At 67.4% G+C, this 18433-nt stretch carries 16 protein-coding genes; 6 read left to right on the top strand and 10 right to left on the bottom strand.

The features are described from left to right. Positions 1-6: 6 nt before the first annotated feature. Positions 7-795 (bottom strand): Crp/Fnr family transcriptional regulator, encoded by a 789-nt coding sequence (locus J7654_RS01615; protein WP_209737619.1) that lies wholly within the window; start codon positions 793-795, stop codon positions 7-9. A gap of 317 nt (positions 796-1112) precedes the next feature. Here J7654_RS01615 and J7654_RS01620 point away from each other — a divergent pair, with 317 nt between their 5' ends. Continuing rightward, a complete protein-coding gene (locus J7654_RS01620) occupies positions 1113-2078 on the top strand; it encodes a glycosyltransferase family 2 protein (RefSeq protein ID WP_209737621.1) in 966 nt (321 codons plus the stop codon). Positions 2079-2156: 78 nt separating this feature from the next. On the opposite strand, the gene J7654_RS01625 is transcribed toward J7654_RS01620, so the two are convergent. After that, entirely contained in the window at positions 2157-3104 is a 948-nt protein-coding gene (locus J7654_RS01625; protein ID WP_209737623.1) for a glycosyltransferase family 2 protein, read from the bottom strand. Then, positions 3101-3460 carry a GtrA family protein gene (locus J7654_RS01630; protein ID WP_209737625.1) on the bottom strand — a complete coding sequence of 120 codons (360 nt, stop codon included), beginning with the start codon at positions 3458-3460 and terminating at the stop codon, positions 3101-3103. The genes J7654_RS01625 and J7654_RS01630 overlap by 4 nt, the downstream gene beginning before the upstream one ends. Before the next feature lie 194 nt (positions 3461-3654). On the opposite strand from J7654_RS01630, the gene rfbA reads away from it, so the two are divergent. From rfbA to J7654_RS01645, 3 genes are read left to right on the top strand one after another with little or no spacing between them, the layout of a single operon-like run. Continuing rightward, complete coding sequence (gene rfbA / locus J7654_RS01635) at positions 3655-4533, top strand: glucose-1-phosphate thymidylyltransferase RfbA (RefSeq protein ID WP_209737626.1); 879 nt, start codon at positions 3655-3657, stop codon at positions 4531-4533. Between the two features lie 16 nt (positions 4534-4549). Next, entirely contained in the window at positions 4550-5386 is an 837-nt protein-coding gene (locus J7654_RS01640; RefSeq protein ID WP_209737627.1) for an ABC transporter permease, read from the top strand. Between the two features lie 4 nt (positions 5387-5390). Continuing rightward, a complete protein-coding gene (locus J7654_RS01645; RefSeq protein WP_209737628.1) occupies positions 5391-6140 on the top strand; it encodes an ABC transporter ATP-binding protein in 750 nt (249 codons plus the stop codon). 61 nt (positions 6141-6201) lie between these two features. On the opposite strand, the gene J7654_RS01650 is transcribed toward J7654_RS01645, so the two are convergent. Genes J7654_RS01650 through rfbC form a run of 4 tightly spaced genes read right to left on the bottom strand, consistent with a single transcriptional unit; the run spans position 6202 to position 9665 of the window. Next, positions 6202-7146, bottom strand: coding sequence for a glycosyltransferase family 2 protein (locus tag J7654_RS01650; RefSeq protein ID WP_209737629.1), 945 nt, complete (start codon positions 7144-7146; stop codon positions 6202-6204). After that, complete coding sequence (gene rfbD, locus J7654_RS01655; RefSeq protein WP_209737630.1) at positions 7143-8021, bottom strand: dTDP-4-dehydrorhamnose reductase; 879 nt, start codon at positions 8019-8021, stop codon at positions 7143-7145. The genes J7654_RS01650 and rfbD overlap by 4 nt, the downstream gene beginning before the upstream one ends. Then, a complete protein-coding gene (gene rfbB / locus J7654_RS01660) occupies positions 8018-9094 on the bottom strand; it encodes a dTDP-glucose 4,6-dehydratase (RefSeq protein ID WP_209737631.1) in 1077 nt (358 codons plus the stop codon). Before rfbB ends, rfbD begins: the two co-directional genes overlap by 4 nt. A gap of 10 nt (positions 9095-9104) precedes the next feature. Next, on the bottom strand, positions 9105-9665 hold the full coding sequence (gene rfbC, locus J7654_RS01665; RefSeq protein ID WP_209737633.1) for a dTDP-4-dehydrorhamnose 3,5-epimerase: 561 nt from the start codon (positions 9663-9665) through the stop codon (positions 9105-9107). 911 nt (positions 9666-10576) lie between these two features. On the opposite strand from rfbC, the gene J7654_RS01670 reads away from it, so the two are divergent. After that, positions 10577-11335, top strand: coding sequence for a hypothetical protein (locus tag J7654_RS01670; protein WP_209737635.1), 759 nt, complete (start codon positions 10577-10579; stop codon positions 11333-11335). A 10-nt stretch (positions 11336-11345) separates the two neighbouring features. Here the strand turns inward: J7654_RS01670 and J7654_RS01675 are convergent, their stop codons facing one another. After that, on the bottom strand, positions 11346-12254 hold the full coding sequence (locus tag J7654_RS01675) for a glycosyltransferase family 2 protein (protein ID WP_209737637.1): 909 nt from the start codon (positions 12252-12254) through the stop codon (positions 11346-11348). A 206-nt stretch (positions 12255-12460) separates the two neighbouring features. Here J7654_RS01675 and J7654_RS01680 point away from each other — a divergent pair, with 206 nt between their 5' ends. Then, on the top strand, positions 12461-14353 hold the full coding sequence (locus J7654_RS01680) for a peptidoglycan-binding protein (protein ID WP_209737639.1): 1893 nt from the start codon (positions 12461-12463) through the stop codon (positions 14351-14353). Between the two features lie 221 nt (positions 14354-14574). On the opposite strand, the gene J7654_RS01685 is transcribed toward J7654_RS01680, so the two are convergent. Together J7654_RS01685 and J7654_RS01690 are read right to left on the bottom strand one after the other, a co-directional pair. Continuing rightward, on the bottom strand, positions 14575-16041 hold the full coding sequence (locus J7654_RS01685; protein WP_245195596.1) for a lipopolysaccharide biosynthesis protein: 1467 nt from the start codon (positions 16039-16041) through the stop codon (positions 14575-14577). Positions 16042-16114: 73 nt separating this feature from the next. Next, positions 16115-18424 (bottom strand): GumC family protein, encoded by a 2310-nt coding sequence (locus tag J7654_RS01690; protein WP_209737642.1) that lies wholly within the window; start codon positions 18422-18424, stop codon positions 16115-16117. Positions 18425-18433: the final 9 nt, after the last annotated feature.

The raw sequence follows: 18433 nt of genomic DNA on the forward strand, positions 1-18433 counted from the left end.
GGGCCGCTATCGGGATGCGGCCGCTCCGGCATCGCCGGAGTGGACCCGCGGCACGCTCAAGGTGGAGATCACGCGCTCGGGGTTGAGATGCAGGTAGCCAGGATCGAAATGGGCGGAGCGCATGAGGCCGCCCCAGTTCAGAACCTGAAGCAACCGCCCTTCGAGCGCGATCAACCCGTCCTTCTTCAGCTGCACCAGCATTCTGTTGACGGACACGTTGGTCAGCGCCAGCGCGTCGGCCATGTCGGCCTGCGTCAGCGGCAGGACGCACCGCCCGTTGACGGCAAGGCCCACCGCTTCGAGGCGCAGGAACATCTCGCACAGGAAATGCGCCATCCTCTGGCGCGCCGAGCGCTGCCCCACCCTGACGACCCATTCGCGATGGATGGCCGCGTCGATGAGCGTCACGCGCCAAAGGATCGCGGCGATGCGCGGATTGCGCGCATTCATCTCGTTGAGATCGTGATGGCGGATGAAGCCCAGCCTGCAAGGAGATACCGTCGCCAAGTGATGGTCCATACGATGCAGATGCAGGCTCTGAAGATCGGGAATGTCGCCGGGCACATGGAGGCCCAGAATCTGGCGGCGCCCGTCCTCGAGCAGCTTGAAGCGGCTGGCGAAGCCCTCGATCAGGAGGCAGCTATGGACGGGGCTCTCCCCTTCCCGCACGATCTCCTGCCGCCGCTCATAGTCGCGGATGGAGACCGGCAGATGGCGAAGCACCTCCCGCTCCTCGTCGGACAATCTGGCGATGCTCTCGATCTTGCGGATGATGGGGTGGTTGTCCAAAGGCATTCTTCTCCCTTTGCGGGATCGACCGAACATTGCTCCTTTAGGACGCCAAATGCGCCGCGCCGCAAGCCCGTATTTGCCCTGATTACCGGGCTTTCGCGCAAGATCGTGCGGCAAAGGCGGTCGGAATCGAGCAAGCGGAGACGGATCACTTCCTGCAAGCCAAGCGTCCAGCACGGGCGGGCGCCCGCACAGCCCTGGCCTCACCTCGCGCGCATGGCCGGCCGAACGCGCTTTTTGCGTCTGCGATCGCAGGATGTAAGAGAGACCCCGCTTCGCACGGCGAAGCGCTCGAAATCGAAGACGGAATCGAAGGCGCCGTGCAGTCGACCAAGCCGCAGACACATGCCGAGGAAAGCCGGCCGGAGCGCGTCGCGATTCTGCTCGGCACCTATAACGGGGCCCGCTTCCTGCGCGAGCAGCTCCGTTCGCTGGAGGAGCAGACCCATCCGGCCATCGACATCCTCGCCTCCGACGACGGATCGAGCGACGGAACGCGGGCGATCCTGGAAGAGGCGGCGCGATCCTGGGGCAAGGGGTGTTTTTCCATCGTGGACGGGCCGGGGCGCGGGTTCTCCGAGAACTACCGCTCTCTGATTCTCGATCCCGCGATCGACGCCCCCTATGTCGCCTTCTGCGACCAGGACGACATCTGGCTTCCCGACAAGCTCTCGCACGCACTTCAGACCATCGCCTCCCTGGCGAAGGACGGGCAGGCCTGCCTCTACGGCTCGCGCACGCGCACGATCGACGAGGAGGGCCACGAGATCGGCCTGTCCCCGTTGTTTTATCGGCCGCCGAGCTTTCGCAATGCCATCGTCCAGAGCCTTGCCGGCGGCAACACCATGGTGATGAACCGGCGGGCCTTCGGCATCCTGGCCGAAAGCTGCCGCAGGACCGATTTCGTCAGCCACGACTGGTGGACCTACCTCATCGTCTCGGGCGCGGGCGGCATCGTGCACTACGATCCCGAGCCGCGCCTCCTCTACCGGCAGCACGGCAACAATGTCGTGGGCGCCAACAACTCGCTGCGCGCGCGAATCGTGCGGGTGCGCTTCCTCCTGCGCGGCGGCTTCGCCTCCTGGATGACGCGGAACCTGCGGGGGCTCGAGCTGTGCGCCGACCTCCTGGACGAGGACGCGCGCGCGACGCTGCCCTTTATCCAGGCCACCCGAACGCGGGGCCTGCCCGGCCGTGTGCGGGCCATCCGCGAGTACAAGGTCTACAGGCAGGAGGACCGAGGCTTCCTCGAACTCTCAGTCGCCTCTATCCTGAAAAAGATCTAACGCCCCGCGCCGCACCTGCACAAGGCGCCATAGGAAGCTCTGGCCGCGCTGCGCATCGAACCGCTGGCCCCGTGAGCATCAGTCGGCCTCGGAAAGCCGCGCCCGCTCGGTCCGGCCCTTGCGGATGACATAGCGGGGACGCTGCTTCGTTTCGATGTAGATGCGCCCGATATATTCGCCCAGGACGCCGATGCCGATGAGCTGGATGCCGCCCAGGAACAGGATGGAGACCAGAAGCGAGGGATAGCCCCGCACCTCGTTGCCCCATAGGAGCTTCTCAATGATCATCCACACGCCATAGCCGAAGGAAAGCGCCGCCACGCTGAGGCCGATATAGGTCCACATGCGCAAGGGAAAGGTAGAGAAGGACGTGATCCCCTCCAGCGCCAGGTTCCACAGCTTCCAGCCGTTGAACTTGGACGTGCCGGCCGCGCGCTCGGCGCGCGTGTACTCCACGATGTCGACGTCGCCGCCCACCCAGCTCAGCACCCCCTTCATGAAGAGGTTGCGCTCCTGCATGAGCTTGATGTTCTCCACCACCTCGCGCGACATGAGGCGGAAGTCGCCGACGTTCTCCTCGATCTTGGGCGTGCTGATCCGGTTGTGCAGGCGGTAGAACCATTCGGCCGACTTGCGCTTGAAACGCGCGTCGGACGAGCGGTCCACCCGCTTGGCCAGAACGACGTCGGCCCCCGCCCGCCATCGCTCGACCAGACGGGGAATGACATCGATCGGATCCTGAAGATCAACGTCGATCGGGATGACGACCGCACCGCTCGCATGCTCGATTCCCGCGACGAGCGCGGGCTCCTTGCCGAAATTGCGGGTGAAGCGGACGACCGTGACGAGCGGGTCGCCCCGCGCGATATCGTGCAGGACCGCGTCGGTCGCATCCGTGCTTCCGTCATCCACGAAGACGATCTCGACCTCGTCCGCGCCGTCCTTGAAGAAATCCCGCACCGTCCGATGGAACAGCGGGATCGCTTCCTCCTCGTTGAAGACGGGAACCACAAGGGAGAGCTTCATCTGGAGACCTTGAAGACGATCAATCTCGAATAGGCGAAACCGCACAGGAGGCTGACGAGAGAAAAGGCGACCAGCGTCATGACGGGATGGAGCATCGCCCGGTCCGCTCCCCACCCCACCAGCGCCGCCAGGGCACCCATGAAGCACACGTAGAGTACATAACGCCAAGGTGTCGCGGCCGAGCGGAACGTCCAGCGCGCGTTGGCGAAGAAGGAGAAGGTCACGGCCACGCAAAAGGCGAGGAAATTCGCCAGGGCCTGTGTCGCGCCGGCTGCCAGAAGCAGCGCGAAGACCAGCCAGTGCAGGGCCGTGTTGACGACGCCGACGGACAGGTAACGGGAGAAGAGACCGAACATGGCACCGATCCAATTCGGCGGGAAAATCCCATCGCCGGCCGCCGCGGATGGCGGCGGCAGCCGGCTTGCTTGTTACACGAACCGGAGCCTCCTTGGCGAGGCCGCCGGCGAGCGCCCGGGCGGATGTCGTCTGGCATTCGCTGTGCATCGGTAGTATGAGACCTGCGCCGGGCGGATCGACAGCAAGGATTTCCATGAAGGGTATCATTCTGGCCGGGGGCAGCGGCACGCGCCTTCATCCCATGACGCTGACGGCTTCCAAGCAATTGCTGCCGATCTACGACAAGCCGATGATCTACTATCCGCTGTCGACGCTCATGCTTGCCGGCATCCGGGATATCCTCGTCATCTCGACGCCGCACGATCTGCCCCGTTTCCGCGCGCTTCTGGGCGACGGCAGCCGCCTGGGCCTGTCGCTGAGCTATGCCGAACAGTCCCGCCCGGACGGACTGGCGCAGGCCTATCTGATCGGCGAGGAGTTCGTCGGCGGCGAGCCCTCCGCCCTCGTGCTCGGCGACAACCTCTTCTACGGCCACGGCCTTCCGGAATTGCTCGCCGAGGCGGGCGCGGGCGCCACGAGAGGGGGCGCTTCGGTCTTCGCCTATCACGTGACGGACCCCGAACGATACGGCGTCGTCTCCTTCGACGAGAACGGGCGGGCCCTCTCGATCGAGGAGAAACCGGCCCGGCCCGAATCCAACTGGGCGGTGACGGGCCTCTACCTCTATGACGGGCGCGCCTCCGAGATCGCGCGGTCCCTGAAGCCGTCCGCCCGCGGAGAGCTGGAGATCACCGATCTCAACAAGGTCTATCTCGAAGAGGGCCTGCTGAACGTCGCGAGGATGGGGCGCGGCTTTGCCTGGCTCGACACGGGCACGCCCGATTCGCTGCTGGAAGCGGCCATCTTCGTGCGCGCGCTCGAGCAGCGGCAGGGCTTCAAGATCTCCTGCCCCGAGGAGATCGCTTACAATATGGGCTTCATCGACGCCGACGCCCTGATGGCGCTCGGTACGGAGCTTGGAAAAAGCGAGTACGGCCGCTATCTCCAGCGCCTGGCGCGCGGCACGCTTTAGGCCGGCAGGTTTTCTCATGACAATTTCATCGACGGTGTCCGTCACACAGGCCGCCCAGTCGCAGGCCGAGCGCCTTTCCGCCTTGCTGTCCGATGTCCGGCAGGGCATCGCCTTGCGCGAACTCTGGCTGTATCTCGGCTGGCGCGATGTGCAGAAGCATTATCGCCGCTCGGTCCTGGGGCCGCTCTGGCTCACTCTCTCGATGGGTATAACGGTGGGGGGCCTCGGTTTCCTCTACGCCCAGATCTTCCAGATGGAGATCTCCACTTACCTGCCCTCCCTCGCGCTCGGCTTCATCGTCTGGGGCCTGATCGCCGGCTCCCTAAACGGCGCCTGCATGGTCTTCTCGAACGCGGCCGCGTCCATCCGGCAGATCCGCCTGCCGCTGAGCGTCCACATTCTCCAGTTCGCCTGGTCCCAGCTTATCGCCTTCGGGCACAATTTCATCATCTACCTGATCGTCATTGTCGCCTTCGGCCTCAATCCGGGCTGGAACGCGGTTCTGTTCATCCCGGCCCTTTGCCTGCTGACGCTGAACTGCGTGTTCGTGTGCATGATCCTCGGCCCGTTCTGCGCGCGCTTCCGCGATATTCCGATGATCGTCGCCAGCGTCACCCAGGTCGCCTTCTTCATGACGCCCATCCTCTGGAGCGCGGAGCAACTCCCCGAGCGGGCGCATTTCGTGCAGCTCAATCCCTTCTATCATTTCATCGAGATATCCCGCGGCCCGCTGCTGGGCCAGGCTGTAGACCCGACGAACTGGGTCGCGGCCATCGGGATGACGGCCGCCATCGGCGTCGTTGCGATTCTCTTCTTTGCGCGCTTCCGCGCGCGCGTTGCGTACTGGGCCTGATCCGATGGCTGCGATCATCTTCGACAAGGTGTCGGTGGACATCCCCATCTTCGACGCGGGCAGCCGTTCGCTGAAGAACAACGTCCTGGCCGCCGCCACGGGCGGGCAGATTCGCCCGCGCGAGGGGGGCGGCAAGGTCTCGGTGCGCGCCATCGACGAATTGTCGCTCGAACTTCGGCACGGCGCGCGTCTCGGGCTCGTGGGCCACAACGGAGCCGGCAAGTCCACCATCATGCGCGTGATGGCCGGTATCTACGAGCCGACGGGGGGAACGGTGCGCGTGGAAGGCGACGTCGCCGCCATGTTCGACATCGGCTTCGGCATGGACCCCGAGGCGACGGGCTGGGAGAACATCATCCTGCGCGGCATGCTGATCGGCTACACGCGCCCGGAGATCGAGGCCCGATCCGAGGAGATCGGCTTGGCGACGGGGCTGGGGGAGTTTCTCAACATGCCCTTGCGCACCTACAGCAGCGGCATGGCCACGCGCCTGGCCTTCGCCGTCTCGACCTCCATCAAGCCCGATATTCTCCTGATCGACGAGGGAATCGGCGCCGGCGACGCCGCCTTCCTCGAGCAGGCCAAGCAGCGGCTGGAGAGTTTCATTGGCGATGCCGGCCTCCTCGTCATGGCCTCCCATTCCAACGACCTGCTGCGCCAATGGTGCACCACCGGCCTGTGGATGGAACATGGCCGCCTGCGCCATCTCGGCCCGATCGAAGAAACGCTGGAAGCCTACGGACGAAGTACCTAAGGCCCATCTCGAAATTCGAGCGAAAGCGGAGCAGGATCGCTCCGAAGGCAGCGCGCGAGCTTCAGGCTTGAGAGATACGTCCCGGCCGATACGCTCCGGCGCGGCCCAGAAGGCCGTCGGCCAGGCCGCGGAGCATGTAGCCCAGGCGGGTCGGGCGGCGGTCGCCTTTCCATGTGTAGACCACGGTGTAGGCCAGCGCCTGCCGGACGAAATAGATTCGCCAGGCCGGGCGCACATAGTTGCGCAGGGCCAGGAAAAGGGCGTTTCGAACCGAGTAGTAGTTGCGGATCGGCGCGTGGAGGGCGATGGAGCGGGAGTGGATGCGGATGCGCCCGTTGCCCAGCGTATGCTCCATCACCGCCGCCGGGCACTGGAAGTGCCGGAAGCCCTTGGCCGAGGCACGAAAGCCCCACTCCATATCGACGAGGTCGATGAAGAGCGGCGCTTCCATCAGGCCCACCTGCCGCAGCACGTCGGCGGGCAAAAGCGAACCGGAGGCGATGACGAAGTCGGCCTCCACCGGCCCGGAGGCCCCATCCACCGCAACCCGCTCGATGCGGCGCCCCGAAGACGCCACGCGAGAGATCGGCGCGATCCGGCCGTCATGGCTGTCGCGATAGGCGCAGCCCAGCGAGCCCACCTTGACGCCCTGTTCCAGGAGCACGGCGAGATCGGCGAGGAGAGTACGCACCGCGTGGGGGGGAAGGACGGTGTCCTGGTCCATCAGGAGAACGTTCCCCGCCTCGTCCTCCAGGGCCTGCTCGATGCCCCGGTTCTGCGCCTCGGCGATGCCGAGATTGGCGCCCAGCGGCAGGAACCGCGCATCGTTCGCCTCCGCCAGCGCGGCGATCCCGGCGCGGCTGGAGGAGCCGTTGTCCACGATCACGACCCGGGCCACCTGCCGTGACAGGGCCGCCAGCATCCGCGCCAGCGTCTGGAGGTCCGGCTGATAGGTCACGACGACGGCGTGAGGCAGGCACGAGCGCTCCGGCGCGCCGTCGCTCACCGAAGAAGCTCGTCCACGCAGCGGCGCGTTCCGTCCTGCCAGGCCGGCAGGGCAAGGCCGAAGGTCCGCTGGAAGCGGGCCGTGTCGAGGCGTGAATTGGCCGGCCGGGGCGCGGGCGAGGGGTAGGCGTCGGTGGGGATGTCCACCACCCGGGCCGAGGGGCCGCCGCGCTCGGCCGAGCAGCGGAAGATCTCGCGCGCGAATTCGGCCCAGTTCGTCTCGCCCCCGGCGACGAGATGGAAGAGGCCCCGCCAGTCCCCCTTCTCCGGCCCCGCCGCGATATGCCGGGCGACGGCGAGGATGCCCTTTGCGATATCGGGCGCGTAGGTCGGCGTGCCGACCTGGTCGGCCACCACGCGCACCTCCTCGCGGTCGGCCGCAAGACGCAGCATGGTCTTCAGGAAGTTCTGCCCATAGGGGCTGTAGACCCAGGCCACGCGCAGGACGGCATGTGCAGGGTTCTGCGCGGCGACGCCCGCCTCCCCTGCCAGCTTGGAGGCGCCATAGACGGTGCGGGGCCCCGTCGCGTCCTCTTCCGAATAGGACGAGGCCTTGTCGCCGGGAAACACGTAGTCCGTGGAGATATGGACGATCGGCATGTCCAGCGCAGCCGCCGCGCTCGAGAGCGCGGCCGCCCCGTCGGCGTTCGCCGCGAAGGCGGCGTCCCGCTCGCTCTCGGCCTTGTCCACCGCCGTATAGGCGGCGGCGCTCACCACCAGATCGGGGCGATGAACCTCCAGCGCACGGCGCAGGCTGGCATGGTCGAGCAGGTCGAGCTCGGGCCGTCCCACCGCGACGATCTCCACCGGCCCGCCCGACAGCGCCAGGAGCGAGCGCGCGATCTGCCCCTCGCGGCCGGTGACGAGAAGCTTCACCGCCCCTGCCCCGCCGCCACCGCGCCGCCCAGCCGCTCGCCCCCGTAGCGGCCCTCCCGCAGGGGGCGCCACCAGGCCTCGTTGTCGAGATACCAGCGGACGGTCCTCTCCAACCCGGTGTCGAAGGTTTCCTGCGCGCGCCAGCCCAGCTCGCGCTCGATCCGCGTCGCGTCGATGGCATAGCGCAGATCGTGGCCGGGCCGGTCGCTCACGAAGTCGATCAGTTCCCGGCGCGGGCGCCCGTCGGCGGACGGGGCGAGACGGTCCAGCGTATCGCAGATCGTCTCCACCACCGTCAGGTTGGAACGCTCGTTGCGCCCGCCGATATTGTAGGAACGGCCCGGCTCGCCCTGGGTGACGACGAGCGCCAACGCCCGGGCATGATCCTCCACGAAGAGCCAGTCGCGCACGTTCTCTCCCCGCCCGTAGACCGGCAGGCGCTTGCCCTCCAGCCCGTTGAGGATGACGAGCGGGATCAGCTTCTCGGGGAAGTGGAAGGGCCCGTAATTATTGGAGCAGTTGGAGAGCACCACCGGCAGTTTGTAGGTGTGGTGCCAGGCGACGGCGAGATGATCGGACGAGGCCTTGGAGGCCGAATAGGGCGAGGAGGGCGCATAAGGCGTCTCCTCCGTGAACAGCCCGCCCTCCAGCGGCAGTTCCCCATAGACCTCGTCGGTCGAGATGTGGTGGAAGCGGAAGGTCTCCTTGCGGGCGGGCGGCAGTTGCGACCAGTAGGCGCGGGCCGCCTCCAGAAGCTCGTAGGTGCCCACGATATTGGTCTGGATGAAGTCGCCCGGCCCGTCGATGGAGCGGTCCACATGGCTCTCGGCCGCCAGATGCATGACCGCGTCCACGCCCTCGGCCATCATCAGGTCGAGCACGAGGGCCCTGTCGAGAATGTCGGCCTTCACGAAGCGATAGCGGGGCGAGCCTTCCAACGAGGCCACCGAGCCGAGCGTGGCCGCGTAGGTCAGCTTGTCGAGGTTGACGACGCTGTGCTCGGTGTCGTTGATCAGGTGGCGGCAGACCGCCGAGCCGATGAAGCCGGCACCGCCGGTGACGAGGATCTTCAAGCGCGAACCCTTAAAAACGGAACGGAGTCCGCGCGGCGTCGAAGAACGGCGCGTCGGCATCCTTGGACGAGAGCGACGGCGACCGGCCGCCCAGGGGCCAGTCGATTCCGAAGGACGGATCGTCGAAGCGGATCGACCGGTCGTGCTCGGCCGAATAGGGCGCGGAGACCTTGTAGAAGACCTCCGTATCCGGCTCCAGCGTCAGGAAGCCGTGCGCGAAGCCGACCGGCACGAGGATCTGGTTGAAAGCGGCCGCCGACAGCTCCAGCGAGACCCAGCGACCGAAGGTGGGGGAGCCCTCGCGGATATCCACGGCCACGTCCAGGATGCGGCCGCGAAGCACGCGCACGAGCTTGGCCTGCGCGAAGGGCGGCTCCTGATAATGCAGCCCGCGAAGCGTCAGCGCATCGGCCGAATAGGACTGGTTGTCCTGCACCCAATGTGTATCGACACCCGCCTCACGGAACCGGGCCTCGTTGAAGGTTTCGGAGAAAAACCCGCGATCGTCGCCGAATTTCCTGGGCGTCAACGACAAAACCTCGTTGATCGCCAGGGCTTTGACCTCCAGCATACAATTCCCTCTGCTCGGATTGCGGGCCCACTTCTACGGTCGAATGGGGCCGGAGGCAATTTGAAAGCGCCTGCGCGGCCATTCTCGCGAGCGGGACGTGACGCCCGATCTCGGCAAAATGGCGGCGAGACCCCTCGGCGGCGGGCCGGCACGTCCTCCTGTTCGCGAGAAGGGAGATGCAGAGCGGCGAGACGCGGCAAAGCGCGCATATTCCGTGGCGTCGATTTCGCGCCGGACTGTGCACAAGCCCGCCTTGCGGAAAGAAGGAAAATCACCAGCCCTTTCCGGCGCGTTCGACACGGCGGCGGCGCGGACGCGCGAATGTCGAGGCCGTCGTGTCGCCCGTTGCGACAAGCCGGATCGGCTCCGCCGATCTTCCTGCCCGTCTTTCCCACACCGTTCCTCCGGCCGATCATGACACAAGGCGCGGAAGCTCTATGGACGCGCATCCGCCGCTTGCCCCTCGCCGCGACACCGCAGCCCGGGGCGCGGCCCGCCGCGCCGGGGAAAGGCGCCCGGCGCCTCTGCCCGGCGGCCGGAACGAGCGAGGCACTGCCGAATGATCTGCGACAATGCTCGGAACATACCGCATGGGAAGGTGGATAATTCCTTGACAACCTTTGTCTTTGCTGAAAACATGACAGAATAATGACATATCGGCGACGCGCGGAAATCTTCAGGATCGCCTGAAACTCTTCCGTCGCGGGCTGCGGTTTCGAACCGCGATCGGCGGTGCGTGGCATCCACGCACCGGCATGTTGTTCCGCGTGCTCTCCAGGCTCCCGCCACTCGGCTGCGCGGGCGTATGAGGCTGTCGGCGGGACCGAACACAGGCCCGGCCGAGGGGGCTTCGCGAGACATCCCGCGCCGCGCGAGGCGGCCGCGAGTCAGGCGACAAGGAGGGGAAATCGATGCGTAAGCTGCTGTCCTTGCAAACGGGCGATACGGGTGGGCTCGGCACGTCGTCGCTCTTCCCGCAGGCCGGCGGCGGAGGGCTTTCCCGTTATGCGGGCTCGCGATGGGGCGTCCTTTGGGTCGCGGTCGCGCTCGGCCTGGCCTGGATGCTCCTCCAGGCGGCGATCTCCCTCGCCATCGAGATGCGGGGCCATTCCTATGTGGACCTCTACCGCGACACGATCGCCATCGGCCGCCTGCCCCTGCACTCGGGACTGCTGTCCAATATCGGCTGCATGCTGATGACGGCGGCGGCCAGTTGCGCGCTCTTCGCCTATGCCTCGCTCGATGCCGCCCATCGGCAGAAGAACCGCTTCCTTCTCTGGGGCGGCGTGGTCTCGGCCATCTTCGCGGTGGACGATTTCCTCCTGCTGCATGACGGCTATTTCGGCCGAATCGGCATTCCGGAGGAAGTCACCCAGATCACCTATGCCGTCTTCATGGCGGCCTGGATCGTCTATTTCCATCGCAGGCTGCTTGCGACGGGCGTCCAGGCCGTGATCATCCTGGGCCTGGCCCTGTTCGGGCTCGGAGCCTCGGCGGGGATCGACGTGGTGCTCGAGAAGATCGTGCCGGCGGTGGGTGTGCTCGAAGAGCCGATGAAGCAATGGGGCTTCTTCTTCTGGCTGGCCTTCTTCGCCGTGGCCGGCCGAGACGCCATTTTCGGCGCCTCGGCCGCCAGCGCGCCGGCCGCCACAGCCAACATGCGCGCCTGAGCCGCCGCTTTCAGGAGCGGCGCCCGTGCCTCATTGCGGGCTGGGCGCCCTTCCCCGAGGCGCGGGACAGGATGCGGCGGGGCTGGTGGGCGAGATAGGCCGCCGCACCACCGATCTCGCGAAAGGTCCGGCCGGCGGTGGCGGGCTTCTTCACGGTGCGGGCCAGCCTTTTGGCGAAGGCCCGCCCGTAGGAGAGGTGGCCACCCAGCATCATGACCATGTAGAAGGCGCCCCGGGCCAGGTCGTTATCACGCTCCAGCGCCCGGACCTCGTGCGGGTCCTGGCGGCCATGATGGTGATGGACGACGAGCGAGGGCTCGTGCGCGCCCGTGAACCCGGCCATCAGTGCGCGAGCCACCCATTCGATGTCCTCGCAGCGAAACGGCGTTCCCGCGCCCAGGCCCGCGTCGAAATCCCCGATCGCTTCCCACACGCTACGCCGGAAGTTGAGGCTCGCGCCCTGGAAATATCCCGCCTCCACGACGCTGCGGGCGGGATAGCGCTTGGCCAGCGGCTCGTCATAGATGGCGATGGGGTAGTCCTGCGGGTCGTGCAGGAGAATGCGCCCCCCGCAGAAGTCGAACTCCCGCCGGGCGAAGGCCGCGCGCGCCTTCGTCACATAGTCGGGCGCGAGGTAGCAGTCGTCGTCCGTGAAGAGAATGATCTCGCCCCGCGAGGCGCGCAGGCCCGCGTTGCGCGCGTTGCTGAGCCCCTTGCGCGCCTCGTGCACGAGCACCACGGGATAGGCCGCGCCCGCCTGAAAGGCGCGAACGACCTCCTGCGTCGTGTCGGTCGAACCGTTGTCCACCAGGACGACCTCCGCCCCATGGGCGGCGATGTCCGAATGCGGCAGGCGTTCCAGCGCCTGCTTGAGCTGGGGGCCCCGGTTTCGGGTGCAGATGATGAGCGAGATCGGCACGGCGGCCACGTTTTGCGAGCCGGGCGCTGATGAGACCGACGATGGCGATTGTGCGTTCAACGGGTGCGCTCGATGCTGGAGAGAAGCCTTGAAGCTCCGGCCGGCGAAGAACGCCTGCCGCACGGGAAGTTATAAGTGTTTACATGTCTTGATGAAGTATGCAACATTCTTGTCTACGACTTTCCTTAGTCATCGGCACCCCCATCATGACAGATTCGCGCTTCCAGCCCTCCTTCGATCGCTATGGGGAACCGGCGCCGCGCTCGCGCGCGGGCCGCCTGTGCGCAGGGCTCCTGGCGGGCCTGATGGCGATGAGCGCGCTGTCGCCGGCCGCCCGCGCCGCCGACCTGATCGAACCGGGAGACAAGCTGTCGCTCATCGTGCGCGAGCTGCCGGAACTGACCGGCGAATTCTCCGTGGATGCGGACGGGGATTTCATCCTCCCCCTTCTCGGCAGCATCGCCACCACCGGCAAGACCAAGGACGAGTTGCGCGGCGAGTTGATCGACCGCCTGAAGTCCTCTCAGATTCTCACCGCTCCCTCGCTTGGCCTGCAGATCGTGGAGCGGCGGCCCATCTTCGTCCTGGGCGACGTGCAGAGCCCGGGCTCCTACGCCTTCCAGCCGGGCATCACCCCCGTGCAGGCCGTCGCGCTGGCCGGCGGCCTGCGCAACGACACGCTGGACCGGCTCGACCTGCGCATGAAGCGCGCCGATGTCGGGGGCAGCATTCGCGGGTTGAAGATCCAGATCCTCGCGGCCGAGGCCCGCAAGGCTCGCCTCGCCCTGGAGCAGTCCATCGACGAGCGCACCGAGGGCGCGGCTCAGGCCGAAAGCCTGGCCGAGCAGGACCGGACCTGGGTGGCGAGCGCGCTGGCCGCCGCCGGGCCGGACGTGACGCAGGCCGTGGGCGACACGGTGGCCGGCTCGATCATCGAGAACGAGCGCCGGATCCTGCGCAGCGGCATCGAGCAGCTTGCGCTGAACGTGGAAAACCTGCGTCGGCAGCAGACCTTCTTCCGCGAGGAGGTCGCCTCCCTGGAGGAGAGCATCCGCCTCATCACCGAGGAGGAGCGCTCCATGAAGGAGGAGGTGGATTCGGTCCGCGCCCTCGTCGAGCGGGCGCTGACCCCGGGCTCGCAGCTTCGCTCCGCCGAGCGGGAGCTGTTCGGCGTCCAGCGCGTGGGGCTGGAAGTCGCCTCCTATCTGGCGCGGGCGCGCCAGAGGATCAGCGAGATCGACGAGCGGATCCTGAACCTCTACAATAACCGGATCGCGAATATCTACACCGCGCTGCAGGATGTCGACGTCACCCTGGCCGACCTCAAGTCGAAGGTCGCCTCGCAGGAGAACGTCCTCGCGCTCCTGAACGACGGCACGAGCTTCGCGCTGAACTCCGACGACTACGACAATCAATACCGGATCGAGCGCGGCAGCGGCGAGGCCCATCAGGTGATCGACGCCGGCCAGGCCACGGCACTGCGCCCCGCCGACGTGATCTATGTCGACCAGGTGCTGCGCCACGAGACGGGGCCGAGCGCCAGCCTCAACGAGCGTTTCGCCATCACGCCCGACATGCTGCAACAAAGCGCAGCGCCCGAGCCCGCCGCTCCCGAGTCCCCGGCCGCCGCGGCGCGGGAGACGCCCGCCGCCCCTCCGCCTCCGCTCGAGGAGGCCGTGCGGCCGGCTCCGGACGCCGGGCCGGCCGGCGAAGGGGTGGAAGCGATGTCGCATTTCCTTCTCGACCCCGCCCCCACCATCGCCCCGCAACCGCTGATGGCCTCGGCCTCGACCGTTTTCGGCGCGGTTTCGAGCGAGGCGGCCGGGGCCCCCCTGGCCGAGGCGGCGGAACCGGAGGCCTTCACGGACCGGACCGCGATCGCTCCGGTCTCCGACCCCGCCACCATCCAGAGAGCCCAGGCCATCCTGGCGGAACTCGGTTACGGCGACGGCGTGGCCGATGGACTGATAGGCCCCCAGACCGTCAACGCCCTGCGAGCCTATCAGCGCTCGGCGGGGCTGGCCGAGACCGGCATGCTGACGAGCGATGTGCTGGCCAGCCTGGAATCACGCAATCCCGGCCCGGTCGCGGAACGGTAGAGGCATTCCATCAAAAGCAGGAACCGGCTTTGAGCCCGGAGTTGCATGAGAACAAATAGATAGAGCATTGGAGGCGATCCCGCTTCACCCGGAAAATGCTCTATACGGCCCCGCAAGACCTGGCGGAGCGCCACGCGCGCCGGGGCCGGCAAGCAGCGCCCGATGGGCCATCCTTACAAGGATCTTTCATGACGGGGGCCGGGCGAGGCCGCCGCGCCGTGTCAGTGCGGCCGGCGCTTGGCCACGACGCCCAGTCCCGATTGCAGGAGAGCCATGCTCTCGCCGATCGCCGCACGCCCGGAGGCGAAGCTGAAGACCGTGCCGAAAGCCACGGCGTAGGCCGCCACGAGGCACAGGAGCATGGTTTCGAACGGCCCGCCCTCGAACGCCCGGCGCAGGACCATGATGGCGGCCAGCGATACGGCCACGCCCGCCAGATGTACGAAAGACGCGCCGGCCAAGTCGCGGAGCGCCACGGGCCCCTTGCGCGTCGCCCACCACCAGATGACCGGCGTCTTCAGATACTCGCTCACCGCATAGCCCACGGCCACGCCGAACGCGCCCCAGGGCAGGCCGGCGAGCATCCCCAACACGGCCATGCAGGTGCCGAAGAGGCCGCCCTGGAAGTAGTCCTTCCCCCGCGCCTGGCTGATGAAGAGCCAGCCCGTCGTGTTGTTGACCGGCTGGAGGATGGCGGCGAAGCCGAGCGCCGAGAAGATCGCGGCGGCCTCCACCCATTTCTGCCCGAGCAGCGTCGGCACCAGAATGTCGGAGGTGCCGATCATGAAGGCCACGCCCGGCAGCACGATGAGCAGCATCTGGTGCAGCGTCTTCACATAAGCGCGCCGGTAGCGCTCCGGCTCGTCCAGGAGCTGCGAGAGGATGGGCTGGGTGACGCGGCCAAGCGGGCTGGAAACCTGCTGGAGCGGAAGCAGGAGCAGCTTGTAGGCCCTGTCGTAGACGCCGAGGGAATGCTCCCCCCAGACCCGGCCGATCATGATGTTGTCGGCATTGCGGGCGAAGAAGTTGATGAAGTTGAAGCCGGTGATCCCGGCGCCGAAATTCAGAAGCTCCCTCACCTCGGCCGCCCGGCGCGGCGCGCCGGGAAGCCACCCGGTGCAGATCCAGGCCGCCACGGCCGGAATCGCGATGGTGACGAGGCTCGCCACATAGAGCGCCCAGTAGCTCGGATTGACCTGCGCGAACAGGACGCCCGCGAGGAAGCCGCACACGACCGCCGAGGCGTCGATCGCCGCCAGCGCGCCGAAGCGCATCTTGCGGTTCAGAAGCGCCATGTGCTGCGACCCGAGGCCGGCCACCAGCACGAGCATGCCGAAGGCGACCACGAGGTTTTCCACTCTCGGATCGCCGTAGAACATCGCGACCAGCGGCGCGGCGGCCACCATGGCCACGGCCAGCACGAAGCTCGCCGCCAGATTGACCCAGAACAGGGCGCTGACCTGCGCCTGGGTGATGTCGTTCTTCTGGATCGTGGCCTGCGTCAGGCCGAGGTCCTGAAACATCATCACGAAACCGAACACGGGCGCGGCCATGGCCATGAGGCCGAAATCGGCCGGCTCCAGAAGGCGCGACAGAACGATCACCGAGCCGATCTGGACGAGCAGGCGCACGCCCTGGGACAGGCCGGTGATGGCGGCTCCCCTCGCCGCCCGGCCCCTGAGATTCAAGGCCGATGGCCGGGACAGGAAATCGCTCACAGGCGGTGCGGAACCACGGGCGCGCAGGCGGCGGCGGGGCGCATCAGGCGCGCGCCCACGGCAGGGTCCACGGAAGGGGCCAGCGCAGCTTCCGGTCCTTGTGCACCGCCACCCCGCGCAGCTTGGCGTCCGGATCGTTCACCACGATGCCGATGCTGCCGCGCCCGCCCTCGATCTGGCGCAGGCCGGCGAGGAGAAGCTGCTGGGCGGTCTTCCCCCAGCGCACGACGAAGAGCGTCTGATCGGCGTGCTGGGCCAGCACGCGCGCCTCGGGCGTCGCCACGGCCGGCGGGCTGTCCAGGAAGATGAAGTCGTAGCGCGCCTTCAGCTCGCCCATCAGGTCGGCGAAGGCGTGGCTGTCGAAGAGGGCGATGGCCCGCTCCTCGTCCGCGCCGCCGAGCGCGATGACATCGGCCCCGATGAGGGGCGAGTGGTGCACGACATCCTCCAGCCGCGCCCGGCCCTCGCAAAGCTCCGTCAGCCCGGCGGAGGGCTCGATGTCCAGCATCGCCGGCACGCCGGGGCTCCGGGCGCCGCAATCGACGAGGACGGTCGGCCGGCGCTGGGCGGCGGAGGCGAAGGACAGGAGCGCGGCCACCGAGCTGCGCCCCTCCGCGGCCCCGGCCGAGGCGATGAGCACGACCTGCGGCGAATCCGGGCGCTTGCAGGCCAGGACGACGCTGGTGAAGGTCTGCCGAACCGCGTCGGCGAACTCCGAATCGGGACTGGAGCGCAGGAAGTGCAGGAGGCCCCGCCGCCGGTCGCGACGAGAAAGCGGCTTGATGACGCCGAGGGTCCTGAGACCCGTTTCACGCTCCATCTGCCCGATGGTGCGATAGCTGCCGTCCAGCATCTCGAGCAGGAAGGCCAGGCCCAGGCCGACGGCCCCGGCGAAGACGAGGCTGAGCGCCGCCAGCACCTTACGGTCCGGGCGCGAGGGACTGTTGGGAAGGGCGGCGTAGGACAGGATGGAGGCGTCGGCCGGCTGGAAGCTGGCCTGGGCGCTGGTCTCCAGCGACTGCGACAGGAGCGCGCGGAGAAGCTCGCGCTTGGCGTCCGCCTCGCGCACCATGGCCCGCAGGTCCACATTGGCCATGTTGATGCGCACCATCTGCGCGTCGGCGGCGGCCAGGTCCGCGCTGATGGCCTGCTCGTTGGCCGTGGCCACCACCAGGTCGTTGCTCAGCTCGCGCACGATGCGGCGCGCTTCCCCGGCGATGCCCTCCACCAGCTCGGCGCGCTGCGCCAGCAGCGCCGTCATGGCGGGATGGTTCTCGCCGAACTGCTGGCGCGTCTGCGCGATCTGCGCGGTCAGGTTCGCCATGCTCTCGCGGTTCACCTGCATCATCGGGGAGGTCAGGAGGTCGCTGGCGATTCCCGAGGGGTTGGTGATGCCGGCGGCCGCTTCCTGCGCGGCGGAAAGGCGAGCCTGCAGCTCGCTTCTCTTGGCCCGCGCCTCCGTCAGCTTCGTGTTAATCTCGGCCAGTTGCTGCTGGTAGACGAGCGACGGGCTGGCGTCCGTGGTGACGATCAGCCCATGCTCGGCGCGGAAGGTCTCGATCTGCCGGTCGGCCACGGTGACCTGGTCCTGAAGGCCCGCGATGCGGTCGCTCAGCCACCTGTTCGCCTGCTCCACGGCGCGGATCTTGTCGTCCACCTGCGCGGCGATATACTCGTCCGCGATGGTGTTGACGATGGTCGTCGCCACCTCAGGGCTGTCGGAATCGAACGAGAGCGAGATCGTGTAGGAGCGCCCGATCAGCCGTGCCGAAAGACGCGACTGGAAGGCGCGCAGCAGATCCTCATGCCTCTGGCGGGCCTCTTCCTCGTAGCTCACCACGGGGCCCGAACCCTGCCCGCCTTCGCTGCCGGGGCCAAGCGCCGACTGCAGCAGCCCCCCGAACCACCCCACCGCCGCGACCAGCGGGTTGGGGCGCGGCCGCTCCTCGGGAGGAAGCAGGTCGGAGTTGAACTCGGGCAGCGCCTCCAGGTTGATCTTGCGGATCACGCGCTCGGCCAGGCGCCGCGAGCGGATGACCGTCAGCTCCGTCTCCAGCGTGCTGAGGTCGGTCGGCAGGCCGGAAAGGATGGCCTGGAAATCGGGCAGGTTCGTCTTGCGCGTCTCGATCAGCACCGTCGCGGTGGCGGTGTAGACGGGAGGAATGCGCAGGATGGCGAAGAGGGAGAGCAGGCAGACCGCCGCGGCCACCCCGCCGATGACGAACTTGCGCCGCCACAGCATCTGGATCAGCGAGCCGATGGCCGACTGGTCGGAATCGTAAGGCTGCCGGGACGGCGTCAGGGCGGCCAGCGGCGCGCCGGGAATGCCGAAGTTCAGATCTGGCTTGTTCATGACCCCGAA

The sequence above is a fragment of the Aureimonas populi genome (assembly GCF_017815515.1).
GTDB lineage: Bacteria > Pseudomonadota > Alphaproteobacteria > Rhizobiales > Rhizobiaceae > Aureimonas > Aureimonas populi.

Excerpts from the sequence above, each read along its gene's own strand:
- J7654_RS01615 (WP_209737619.1), bottom strand. The coding sequence starts at position 795 with ATGCCTTTGGACAACCACCCCATCATCCGCAAGATCGAGAGCATCGCC.
- J7654_RS01625 (WP_209737623.1), bottom strand. The coding sequence starts at position 3,104 with ATGAAGCTCTCCCTTGTGGTTCCCGTCTTCAACGAGGAGGAAGCGATC.
- J7654_RS01630 (WP_209737625.1), bottom strand. The coding sequence starts at position 3,460 with ATGTTCGGTCTCTTCTCCCGTTACCTGTCCGTCGGCGTCGTCAACACG.
- rfbA (WP_209737626.1), top strand. The coding sequence starts at position 3,655 with ATGAAGGGTATCATTCTGGCCGGGGGCAGCGGCACGCGCCTTCATCCC.
- J7654_RS01640 (WP_209737627.1), top strand. The coding sequence starts at position 4,550 with ATGACAATTTCATCGACGGTGTCCGTCACACAGGCCGCCCAGTCGCAG.
- J7654_RS01645 (WP_209737628.1), top strand. The coding sequence starts at position 5,391 with ATGGCTGCGATCATCTTCGACAAGGTGTCGGTGGACATCCCCATCTTC.
- rfbC (WP_209737633.1), bottom strand. The coding sequence starts at position 9,665 with ATGCTGGAGGTCAAAGCCCTGGCGATCAACGAGGTTTTGTCGTTGACG.
- J7654_RS01670 (WP_209737635.1), top strand. The coding sequence starts at position 10,577 with ATGCGTAAGCTGCTGTCCTTGCAAACGGGCGATACGGGTGGGCTCGGC.
- J7654_RS01680 (WP_209737639.1), top strand. The coding sequence starts at position 12,461 with ATGACAGATTCGCGCTTCCAGCCCTCCTTCGATCGCTATGGGGAACCG.
- J7654_RS01690 (WP_209737642.1), bottom strand. The coding sequence starts at position 18,424 with ATGAACAAGCCAGATCTGAACTTCGGCATTCCCGGCGCGCCGCTGGCC.